This is a genomic window from Bacteroides salyersiae WAL 10018 = DSM 18765 = JCM 12988 (assembly GCF_000381365.1).
Taxonomy (GTDB): Bacteria; Bacteroidota; Bacteroidia; order Bacteroidales; family Bacteroidaceae; genus Bacteroides; species Bacteroides salyersiae.
Genome location: NZ_KB905469.1, coordinates 143,010 through 156,630 on the forward strand (window position 1 = coordinate 143,010; position 13,621 = coordinate 156,630).

Annotated in this window: 3 protein-coding genes; all 3 read right to left on the bottom strand. The window is 40.8% G+C overall.

Going from position 1 to position 13,621, the window contains the following annotated elements; all coding sequences use genetic code 11:
* Window positions 1-11: 11 nt before the first annotated feature.
* Window positions 12-4,064, bottom strand: coding sequence for a glycoside hydrolase family 3 C-terminal domain-containing protein (locus tag HMPREF1532_RS19690; RefSeq protein WP_005934191.1), 4,053 nt, complete (start codon window positions 4,062-4,064; stop codon window positions 12-14).
* A gap of 82 nt (window positions 4,065-4,146) precedes the next feature.
* Window positions 4,147-8,985, bottom strand: a complete 4,839-nt coding sequence (locus HMPREF1532_RS19695) for a DUF4886 domain-containing protein (protein WP_148301706.1) — start codon at window positions 8,983-8,985, stop codon at window positions 4,147-4,149.
* 68 nt (window positions 8,986-9,053) lie between these two features.
* Window positions 9,054-13,595, bottom strand: coding sequence for a glycoside hydrolase family 2 (locus tag HMPREF1532_RS19700; RefSeq protein ID WP_025819589.1), 4,542 nt, complete (start codon window positions 13,593-13,595; stop codon window positions 9,054-9,056).
* Window positions 13,596-13,621 lie beyond the last annotated feature (26 nt).

Below are 13,621 nucleotides of genomic sequence, written 5' to 3' on the forward strand. Positions count from 1 at the left end.
CGATGCCAATATCACTTTACAATAAATTTTCCATTTATCTTTTTATCATTAACACACATGTGGACAACATACATTCCTTGTGTTAAACCTGTAGTAGGAATACGATCCGTATTGTAAAGATTGGCCTTTAATACTCCCGAAGTATTGTACACATCGGCCTTGGCAACAATGCCAAAACTGATGTTCACAGACTCACCTGCTTCCACTACAGTAGGAAGTAAGTAAGTCTTATCAACGAAAATATCCGATTGGAGACCTGTAGGCTTCTTTATCACTACTTCTTCTTTCAATAGCAATTCATCTGCAGAAAAGCCTACGCTTATATCATAACTACCTTCGTCTACAACGAAAGAAACTTGATCCACATCATAGTAAGAAAAAGCATCCTCCGATAAAGAGAATTCTACTTTCTGCGATTCACCCGGTTTCAAGTATACCTTTTTGAAAGCCTTTAACTCCTTCAAAGGACGTTCTACCTTACTCTCCCCTTTTTTACCTACATATAATTGCACCACTTGTGCGCCGGCAACATCCCCTGTATTTTTTAGTTCACATATTACTTTCAAAATAGCATCGGCACCTATTGCAGGCTCTACAGTCATCTGTGACAGATTAAATGTCGTATAGGAGAGCCCATACCCAAAAGGATATTGTACCGTTTTTCCGGATTTATCATACCCGCGATACCCCATAAATATACCCTCGGTAAACTCTACATGTTTGTCATTATCCGAATCATAATAGCTATTATAAGTCGGATTATCAGCCCAGCGCTTTTCAAATGTCACAGGTAATTTTCCTGACGGATTTATGTCACCGAATAAAATCTCTCCCAAAGCCGTTCCACCTTCCTGCCCAGGATACCATGCCCATAACAACCCATCCAAATGCCGTATCCAAGATTGCATTTCCACATTACCACCGGCAGTAACCACACCGACAATAGGAGTGGTAGTCTTCGATATGACTTTCGTGATCAACTCTTTTTGTTTAGAAGGTAAAGCAAAAGTACGATCCCCGCCTTCTGCTTCACTGCCAGAGTCATGTCCAAAACATGCAATTACCACGTCTACATCATTCAAACTTGCTTGAAAGTAATCATCTGCGCCCACTTTCGTCCAATAAAAATCAATAATAGCGGCACCCGTCCCCTGATAATATTCTATTTTGACTGCATAGGTTTTGCCTGCAGACAACCTCATCTCGTAAGTCTTATATCTTTCTTGACCGGGATTCCAATCATCAATAACCTTTTTATCATCAATATATAACCGAAAACCATCATCACCACCAAGATGGAAAACATATTCTCCGTCTTCCATTGGTCGCAATTCTGCTGTCCAACGTACACTATAATTAGAAGTACCAATTCCCTCGACTCCCGTACCGTTCTGGAAATTAAAGTTTATATTGGCATCCACTTTCGTAGCAATCGGAGCACCTGACAAATCAGTATTATTGAAGTACTCTCCGTTAAAACCGTGCTCATCAGAACCGGATTCCACATATACATCATCATCCAAATGATCATATTCATCTATATATTTCACCTCAACACCTTTCTGTGCACCGACTGCTTTAATACCTTCATAAAAACTCACGTAATGGATAGGTGTAACTCGCCCGCTACCACCTCCGGTGAGATAACGCAAAGCATTCTGACCGACAACGGCTACCTTTTTTATTTTATCTGCTTTTAAGGGCAAAAGGTTCTCTTCGTTTTTTAAAAGGACCATACCTTCACGGGCCACATCCAAAGCTGTCTTTACAGAAGCCGGATTATCTTCGGGAATACTGGAATCCAGTTGTTCATTATCCATAAATCCGAATTTTATCATCGTTTGAAGTATATGTTGTACTTTTTCATCAATCACATTCATATCCAAATCACCCCGGTTGATGAAATAGCGCAAACTGTCAGGATTCATTTTCTCACCACCTGCCATTTCCAGATCCAATCCGCCCTGAGCAGCAGGTAAGCAATAATGAGTAGATCCCCAATCGGACATCAGAATACCGTCAAATCCCCATTGATCACGCAATACGGTACGAAGCAACCAAGGGTGATGCGTAGTCCACGTACCGTTCAAAAGATTATAACTACTCATCACACTTCCTACTTTGGCTTCCTGCACCGCAGCTTTAAAAGCAGGAAAATATATTTCATTTAATGTCCGCTCATCAATATCCGAACTTATATAGTTCCGGTCATATTCTTGAAAGTTAGCCGTAAAATGTTTGATAACAGCCATTACCCCATTTGCCTGTAGCCCATTGATATATCCTACTGCCGTACGGGAGGTCAGGTACGGATCTTCACCCATATATTCAAAATTACGTCCACACATAGGAGCACGATGAATATTAACTGCCGGTCCCAACAATATATTCACCCCTCGTGAACGGCAATCAAGCGCCAAAGCCTCTCCATATGAATGCGCCAAATCCTCATTCCAAGTAGATGCCAAACAAATACCACAAGGATAAGCCGTCGAATTTCCCCAAGTACCTACTCCTTGAGGGCCATCAGACATCTTCATTTGAGGAATGCCCAGACGGGGAATAGCTTTCGTATACATCCAGTCAACACCACCTACATACGATAATTTTTCACCTTTTGTCATCAAACGGACTAATTCGGAAGCACGCTCCCGCGGATCTGTAGAAGGTGTTGACGGTACTTCCGGAGCTACAGCAGGACCACCCGTCGGTTCACCGAAAACCTGTAAATTAGCCAATTGCACCCGGTCACCGGCATGTACGCTCGAAACTTCCAACAGAAAAGCAGTGAACTCCTTTTCCGAATCTATCTGAAATTTCATAGTGGTGTATCGCCCAGGAAAATTAAAATCTCTCCGTTCATCTAATTCAATCCATCCTTCTTCTGGATTATAACCACTTAAACTCCATAATTTAGGATCACGCTCAGAAGCATCATTAGCAGACGTCACCGTATAAGAATTAAAACGATAAGCTTTATCCAACACACACTGCACATAAAAACTCGTACCCAATGCACAATATTTTGTTGTCAATTGTTTATCAAACAATTGCATAATCCCTTCATTTGTCCCCCCTTCCGGATAACCGGAAATCTGCTTTTCCAAATTCAGCCCTTCTGTCACATCTGCAGGGAAATAAGGTTTCTTACCCGCTGTATCAAAAGCGTAACCAAACAATTGCCATTCAGCAATCCGTATGTTATCAGTTCCGGTAGCTGTAAGTCGATAATAACGCGCACTATAGGTGCTGCTTGTTACAACACGGTTGTATGTAAACAGTGCCATATCTCCCATCCCTATCATCCGAGTAGAGGCAGGCCTAAACTGTCTCCATGTCTGACCGTCCTTTGAATATTCTACTTTCCATTTAGTTACGTCCACCCCTCTACCAGCATAGAGCAGCATACCCGTAAGTACCTTATCTTCTTTACAATCTACCGTTATTGTTGTTTCAGTAATTCCCGATACTTCATAAAAAGTATTTTCATTATTATCTGTCAGAAAAGCCAAAGTAGCATTTGAATGCTCTGCCATAATCTCAGCCTCATCCGTAAAATCATACGGAAAAGCAACTGTAACTTTACGAGGCTTCTCTATTTTCACAGAGGTAGCATGAATTTCAAATTTATCAATATTGGGGCCATTTTCAAATTCGGTACCCATTTTTATGACATTAGTACCGGCATCCAAATAGATATATGCAGAAGAAACCGATGTAGGAGGTGCATTCCAATCTGGAGAGTCGCTTGTACGTAAAACGATTCGTTCATAATCATTTACTTTAATATAAAAAGGACGAGCTGTACCTGTAGTAAATGCTTTTAACTCATACGTCCCGGCTTGGTCCACTTCTATATTCTCATACAAATAATAGGAATCGGAATTTATATGAAAATCATGAACATACTTATTTCCGGAAAAACCGGAAACTTGTTCAACTTTTAGCTCACCAAATAATTTTGCATCTTCGGCCTCCAAGATAATAGGAAGTTGTGCCGCCTGGGTTGCAATCCCCCAAAACAACACCGATAAAAGAGGAATTCTCTGTAATAATGTATTCATAATATTACAATATTAAATAAAAGATCCGGACGGATGGCCACATCCACCCGGATCTAATAAAAGTATCAAACATGTAAGTTAGTTAGTCCGTCACAATTACCTTGGTTCTATTTACAAGGTACAGACCGGGAGCGATTCCTGTTATCGAATTACGTCCTTCATTCAGCATAACAGAACGTACCAGACGGCCGTCAATAGCATAAATATTTATTTGAACCGCTTGTGAAGCAATCATTTCGATACCACCACTTATAGAATAAACAGCAATATTTTCTAAAGTTTTTTCGGTAACCATACCTACCGGGTCATCTTTAGTCCTAAACATAGGATAACCCTCACTTTCTGCTATTTTCCAAATTTTGTCAAAATCCCATCCAAGCGTTTCTTTATAGAATTCTAAAGATTTAGCATCGGCATCATCGAAAAGATCCGTCCCATTACGGTCATCCGTACTTTCCCAACCACCACCGACTGAAACTGTAGTACCAATAGAATAATTGTTAATAAAATGAGCCATCGATGCTCTATTTCCCCAATTTCCAATGCGGAAACGATGCCCGCCTGCAATAGAGGTTGCCAAATTCAAGCAATTCTGAATTGTAATCTCACCGTCACGGTCTATTAATCCGAGTATAGCACCTACATGACCGAACTGGCTCGTAATAGTTCCATCAAAATAACAGTTGCTAATAGTCGCACCACCATCAAAGGAAGCAGCAGAGATACCACCGGCCTGATGAGTCCTTGCTTTAATTGTACATTGAGCTGCGTAACAGTTTTCGATTATCACACCAGCCGAAACACGGGCAGCAATTGCCGAAACACGGTCTCCTCCTTCAATGTTACTGTTGCTGACATAGCAGCGTTCTATCTTTCCTCCATCTGCAATACCCACCAATGCACCTGTATTATCACCACCGACAATAGCAACACCGGTCATACCGAGATTCTTAATCACAGCACCGTCCATTCTTTTGAATAATCCCATCGTTCCGACATTCGAATCATTAAAATTCCACCCTTTTATTATATAGCCGTTACCGTCAAATGTACCTGTAAACGGATTCTCTTCAGAACATAAACCATTAAAAGTAGTATTTGCCAAATCAATGTCATTTGTCAATACATAATCACGGGTAGGGAAATTATCGATAGTCAACAAATCGTCCGCTGTCGTTATTTCAACAACTCCCTCCGCAGGAATCACTTTACAAATATAGGTTACCGGAGTAATTTCAAACCGATCGTCAATCCCTTTCACTGTTTCCATTGCTACAACAGATGAGCCGATAGCAACAGGAGTCAACGTTTGTTCTTCAATAGTAACAACTTTCGTATTATCCGACAATAATGACAGTGTGAGACCATTCGTTGAAATAAACTGTGGTAAGACATAACTATCCATTGAGAGATATAATCTTTCTGTAATCTGAGCCGGCTGAACTTCTATCCCGACATAAAGCCCTGTCTGAATTTTACTCTCTCTCTCTAACTGCCATTTCAAAACAGGATAAGACTCACCATCCAATGGAATAATCCACGTGCTTTCCATATCCCATTTTAATGTCTCGGCATAGAAAGAAGCAGTTCGAGCCTGTTGCAAGGAAATGTCAGCTCCATCCTGCCCGATTACATCTTCACTGATAATCGTAACAGCTTCTACCACATTCTTACCAATGCGGGTAGAAAGCAAAGAATAACTATTCTCCACTTTTATTCCTCCATCTCCTACAACCCGTTTGGGAGAATCGGCACCTAATATATAAGAAGCCAGATTCACACTGTTCTTCACAGAATTACCGGTTTCATCTCCACCATTTTTCAAACCTACAATACCGCCTGTCCTATTCCAGTTGCCCACAACGACACCGGAAAAATAACTTTTATCAATAGTAGCGTTGTTTATAGATCCAACCAAACCACCAGCCTGCCAGCCTGTAGTTTGTACATATGCTGTTGAATAACAATTGCTCATTAAAGCTCCGGAATTCAACTGACCAACTAACGCTCCAACATGATCTTTGCCAACAATACGGCTATTACCGACATAACATCCATCAATATTACCACCATTCATTTCGCCGATAAAACTACCGATGTGCTTGTTTTCTTTAGTACCGATCACAGAATTTTCAATACCCAAATTTTTTATCTCAGCACCGATAGTCGACAGGAATAAGCCTAATTTCCCTTCTCCGGCACGTTGAATATTCAGATTCTTTATAATATGTCCGTCACCATCCAGTTTTCCTGAGAAGTTTTCAATACCATTAAATGAAACATTTGCAAAGTCCAGATCGGCTGTCAATTTGAAACTGCCATCTGTTGCAGCAGTTATTCTTGAAATAAAATCTTCTGCCGTAGCAACCGGTATGATGTCCGGTATAATGGAAATACTAATCTCCGCAGCTTTAAAACCAGACACAGAAACAGATACGGTAACAGTTTCCAGATCGGTTATCTCAACGTCTTCTGTTACAGATATAATACTTCCATCCAGCTTCACTTTACTATTTGCACATGAATATGATAAAATACCTCCATGTCCGGAAGCATAATATTGGCTCAGATCGATGCTACTTCCCTTTCTTAAAGACAAAACTGGTATAGACTGACTCAAATAAATCAGAGAAGTAGTCGTTTCAGCCTCCTTCTGCCATGCCAAAACCGGATAAAGTCCGTCTATCCATTTCCAAGAACCATCATCAAAATTCCACTTCAAATCTTCCGAATAAAATACTTCTTGTTTAACCCTCTCAGCAGTAACATCAATTCCTTTCTGGGCATCATTACCATTTGGTGCAGGCAACGTATTCAAAGCATAATTATTATTCAATACAGATTTACCGTCACGTGTACTGGCTATACGATAAATCTGATCACATTGCAACTGAGCGGCCAAATTGACACAATTTTCAATTGTAAGTACGTCATCACTATCCTGTAACCCCAAAATTCCTCCAATACGCTGATTTACAACTTCTACCCGTCCGGAAAAATAAGAATTCCGAATACTTCCGGCCCCTGCAGCAGATGTACCGACAAGACCACCGGCCTGGAACTCGCGAGAATAAACATTGGCAGCTGCATAACAATTATTAATCTGGCTACCCACTCCTTCATTACCTTCCATCTGTCCGATCAAAGCACCGACATGATCACGACCTGATATACTGCTATTAGCAACATAACAATTCTCGATAACTGCACCATGGCTCTGTCCAGCCAAAGCACCAATATTACTATTACCTAAAATAGAAGCTCTTTCGATACCTAAATTCTTGATAGTAGCGCCCCTAAGGTGCCTGAACAGGCCAAGTTCTCCGGAATCACTCTTATCGATAGTCAATCCGTAAATAATATGTCCTTGTCCATCTAATGTACCGTAATAGCTATCTAATACACATTCGTCCAACACCACTCCGGTAAGATCAATATCAGCAGTCAACACATAATTAATATCCGGATCCATTTTCAATAAATCACGAACATCCGAAATTTCATCAACCAATACTTCACTTCCCGGTTCTTTAGCTACTATCTGCAAAGCATTGATATAATAAAATTTATTTTTATGATTGTTATTTTCACCAGGACTGACAGTCAGCCTGATTTCTCCGTTTGCAGTAGGACGTACGCCTTTAATAGTAACGGTTTCCGTTCCGTTTCCGGCAGTGTTCAGATAACCGATTCGGGTATTCTCCCCTGTTAATGTGTAGGTAGTTTCCCGATTATCGGTAGCTCCTTTACGAGAACCGAAAATACAGAAATCATACACAAGATTTTTATTTAAATGAAAAAATATAAATCCACCGGTAGGCTGCTGAGGCTTGTTTTCAAAATTCCCTTCGGCGTATCCCCACCAGCAACTTTTGGCTACATCTGCAGGCATATCAAGCACGGTAGTCGTTTGTTGGACCCCTTCTCCATTAGTTCCGTTAAATTCATCGTCCAATATCGTTACGATCTGGGTATCATTTCCATCCATATCTTTTAAACCGAAAACAGATTTACTGGAAGAAGAAATATTATTCCACAATGCAGATTCGCTGACTGATCCAAGATTCACATTAACCGGTTTTACAGGCACCACTGTATTATCGCCCTCATAACCTATATTCTCTAATGATGTCACCTTATCAGGTGATTCTACAGCCGCATGAGCAGCCTGTTGAGCAACCATAGCCACAACATCGTTTACAGCCGAGGGCTTATAAGTTTTCCCCACAGCACTCTGTCCGGTTATAATTTCGAGCCATGTACAGGCCGCAGTATAACGTCCCATCCCGTAGTCAAGATGATATCCGTCACGATTGAAGTTATCCCCTATAAAACTTGTACGACCATTCTGAATAGCCGTACCGGAAGGAACTATAAAACTAATTTCACTATGATTCTTTTTTGCCTGATTTACAGCATCCACGATTGCCTGGTACATCGTCTGCTGATTATTACCATAGTTAGCAAACCCACCATGAGTAGAATTCTTTGCATAAGCCCATGTCTGATGTAATCCGAATTTCACATTATTATTAGTAACAATCCCTTTCACATAATCCAGTAAATTGCCTAAATAAGGTTCATACGTTTCTGGTCTTCCCGAATCTTGACTTACTTGTTGAAAGGTTATATAATCCCATGGTTCATCTTTCACACACGCTTCGAGGGTTCTATTGGTATTATTCGTTTTTTTTCCATCAACTACCTTCCGATACTCAAAAGCCGCATCATTATTAACAACCACATTCCAATGGGATTCTAACCCTTGGCCACCCCGATAAGCATTCCCGATAATCAAGTTATCACCACCTTCAAGAGCCAGTTCATATAGATACTGTTCGATAGCGTCCTCCGAAAAGCTATTACCAATAGCTAAAATACGTATATCTTTCCCCTGACCGGGTAAAGATAAAACTAACATAAATAAAAAAAAGAGTAATTTTCTCATTTTCCGATTCGATTTAATTAATAAATAGGATTAACAAATATTTATCTACATAGCATAACTTTATAGGTAGCCATCCGAGGAATGTTCTCTGTTTCCACCCCGACCAGATACACTCCATCAGTATAATTCATCCCAATCGTAAGCTTGCCTTCCGATTGATAGTCAGCCAATATGTAACCACCCACATTCATCACTTTTATTACCGCTTTACCCGGAGTACATACGGCAATCTCACCATTGGAAATAGCCGGATAAACAGAAATTCCGGGAATATCAGTCACCGGAATAATGCTAACTTCACCGAATTTTTCTAACTTCAGAAGTGCACCGTCCGATTTATCAGAATAAATATATGAACCTTCCGTATGGTTATCAAAATTGAAATATTTAGATATTTGCCACATTCCACGCATTTTAAATGTACAATCATCCTGTGTCTCCAACTGTATCCACCCGTCTTTATTATCGGTTACCATACCAATACCACACCTCCAACCGCCTTCACCTTTATTCATATATTTACTACCAACTCGAAGATTATAAAAAGAAGTAAAACCGTCTACTTTAGAAAAAGTGAACACGAAAGTTTCATTGTTGCGATCTAAAGGATTAATACAGAATTCTCCTTCATAATTACTGCCAATATCGTGTTTCCACTGTAAGTACAATCCGGAAGCAATATCCTTTATATAATATTTTTGGTCTGAAAGTAAATTATCACAGGCTTCTCCTATCGGAGTAACAATAGCAGACGCTTCAATTCCCAGCTCGGCAACAGCAGTCCACGCCTTATTATTTATTTCGGATTTAGCTATCAATTTAAAATAACGTGCAGATGGATTAGAAATGATCTTTACATGCTGAGGATCGGGCGTATCGGAAAATAGCCCTGTAGCAGATGGAGATCCCCATACAACCGGACTATTACTAAAATAAATTTCATATTCTTTTATACGGCCGTTAGAACCGTCCTTCCTTCCCTGATAGACGAACTCATCCACTCGGTAAGTCTGTCCCATATCTACCACAATCTCATGAGGATGTGCCGGCTCACTGTTCCCATATTGGGTATGCCAGATCGTAGATTCATCACCGTCAATCGCATTCTCAACTTTTTCACTTCCTCCTTGCTGGCTGGAACAACCAACGATTTTCCACAAGGACTTATCAACAAAAAGATTAATATCCATAGAAGTCAACATACTCTCAAAATATCCAACCCGATTGCAATAAGCTCTGATTGTTCCACCCTGAGCCATATTTACTGGTTCTTTGTACTGTTGGAATTCCGTATCATCTACACTATAATAAATAGTGGCACCTTCGGTTGTTGTTGACAAAACAACATTTCCTTTAGTATCTTTCTCTATTTTTACAGGAGAACAAACCGGACTCGAGATTCTGCCCTGCTCCGAGAGCCGGTCATTACTACTCTTCTCGGTTATAGGAGAAATTATAAAATTGAAAATAGTATTCTCGGCTTTCAATTCATACATTTCTCTCACATCCGGTCCACAACTGGCATTTCCCAGTGCACGATTCCGGGCATCCAGACAAACGACGGTATTCTTTCTGAAACTCATCTGATAAGGATGTTTCACTCGATTGTCACGATTGACATACATATCGCTTGCACGCCAGTGAGCTACTGAAACAGACATCTTCTCCGGAGCGATAAACAAGGCACCCGTACCGGTAGTATCCGTAATACCCATCCAGCGAACCTCCTCCTTATTGCCCATCTCCTGTGGTAAAACATAGCTGGTCCATTGTTCGGCAACAGTACTGTTGTATACACCTTCAAAGCAAGCTTCCTTACGGTCCGCATAACTATCCCATGGACCACGTCCAAACCATGTAAAGTTCTCAAAACCTTCAGGCATCTCCAATACATAACCGATTTTGGGGAGAATGACATTTTTTATAGCCGGGTCGATCACCGAGCTGACGAAAATAGTACCGTCATCCATTACTTTAAAGGAAAACTGGGTCGTAAAAGAATAAGGGAGTGTAGCAGTATACACATTTGTAACGCTCAAATCAACCAAATTTTTGGACACAGACTCTTTCACATCCCATGTGCCGGCCTTCACCTTCAAATTTCTCAAACCCATATTATCCCAATCTGCAGAATGGGTCTTATCATTATCAGTAGGTACGCGAAATACATTCAATTTCAGAGGCTCACAAATGATTGACTTACCATTCAAAACATAACTTTCCAAGGTACCTTCAGTTACGGAAAAGATTGCTTTAAAACAGGAACCCGTCACCGTTATGGCCTTCGCTGTCCGTTCTACGGTCAGATTTCCTTTCTCTGGCACACGGTAAGGAGATTTCCGGGCATTTCTTAATTGAATCTGTTCGGAAGCAACCTCATAGCCCGCTTCTGCCCACCAAGTAGCTGATTTTTGAGTGGCACTGAAACGGATAAAATAGTCGGCATCCTCCCTTATATCCACGGGAAGAGCATCGATAACCACTTCCATCGTTCCACCGGCAGGAATGGCCATATCACCGATTGTTCCCGTTTTAATCACTTTGCCATCTTCCAAGACCGAATAAGCAATATTCAAATAATCGATAGAGCTAAAAGCCAACTTATTTTTCAAGACAAAAGTCTTATTGTCTTCCTTTAATGAGAAGTCAACAGGCTGATAAATCTTCTTCGTATTATATGATTTCGCAGAAATCGAATAATCTGAAAAAACAACCCCGTTTGTGCAGAAATTACCGTCATTCGGTTTGTCACCAAAATCTCCACCATAGGCCCAATAGCTTTCCCCAATTTTACCCGGAACATCCATTTTCAAACCCTGATCTTTCCAGTCCCAGATAAACTCACCTGTCAAGGCCGGATAATGCTCATACAAATCAAACAAATCACGGACATTGCCCATAGAATTTCCCATAGCGTGACTACTTTCACACTGAATATGCGGCCGGGGAGTCTGACCACTCTTATATTGATTCTCCCGCTCTACACCTATATTCTTTATATGGTCATAATCGGCATACATCGTACTGGTTACATCACTCCACTGACTATTACCCTCGTAATGAGTCAAACGAGTATTATCCAAGCTCTTAATCGCCTTTTCCACAGATTCGAAATTTGTACCGTTTCCGGATTCATTGCCATAGGACCACATAAAAATAGAGACATGATTCCGTAACCATTTCACATGGTTCTCGGAACGTTCGACCATCGGTTTCTTAAACTGTTCCACATGGGAAAGACCCATATTACCATGGCACTCCACATTGGCCTCCGCCAATACATAAATTCCATATTTATCGCACAACTCATAAAAATATGGATTATTAGGATAATGGGAAGTGCGGACTGCATTGATATTCAGCCTCTTCATCAGACGAATATCATTTTCCATTTCTTCCCTGGAGACCGTACGACCATTGATCTCACTATGGTCATGCCGGTTCACACCATGAAATACCATCCGCTGCCCGTTGATCAATAAAGCACCGTCTTTACGGATACCGACTTCGCGGAATCCCACTTTACCGCCACGGATATCGACTGTCTTGGTACCGTCCTTCAACGTCAAAACCAAATCGTACAAATAAGGAGTCTCGGCATTCCACTTTTTCGGGTTGGTTACATCCATATATAATACATACTTGTGGATTGAAGAAACCGGCTTGATCATCTCCGCCACAATCTGGCCCTTATCCATAATTCTGACGTCCAACTTTCCTTGAGACAATTCAGGACCGCTCAAATCTATTTCAACACGTGCCCTTGCATCCATATATGTATCATCCAAATCCGTTGTGAAAAAATAATCGCGAATCTGAGTCTTAGGTGCTGACCATAGGAAGACATCGCGGTGGATACCTGTGAAACGCCAATAGTCCTGACATTCCAAAAAAGAGCCACTGGTAAAACGATATACTTGTGCAGCAATCACATTTTTCCCTGACTGAAGATAAGGGGTGATATCAAATTCAGAAGGAAGATAAGAGTCTTCCGAATAACCCACATACTGGCCGTTAACCCACAAATAATATCCATGTCCGACACCATTGAAACGAACATAGACAGTCCTCTCACTCCAACCGGAAGGTAAAACAAACTCACGGCGATAGCTACCCACAGGATTCTTCATAAGGTTGTTATAAGTCCAATCAGAAGGACGGTCGGACATCACACTATAAGTTACAGGATCGTAAGTAAAAGGATAACCAGTATTGACATAGAGAGGTTTGTCCCAAGGCTTATTATGACGAATCCCGTACATCTGCCACACAGAAGGAACCTCTATGTCATCCCAACCACTTACATCATAGGAAGGAACGTAAAAATCAATAGGTTTTTGGGAAGGATCCGGAACCCATTTAAACTTCCAGACTCCGTTCAATGACAGGAAATAGGGAGACGCTTCCATTAAATTATTCTCTATGTCCGATTCACTGCCATAAGGAATAGAAAGCGTATGCGCTACTTCCCTGTTTACTTGGGTCACGGTCACATCGTCCCACTCTTTACCTGTTTGAGCCATAAGGGGAAGAGAAAATAAAAGCATTACTCCCATCACCATACCCATAAAATGTTTTTTCATGATATTTGATTTACAACTATGATTAA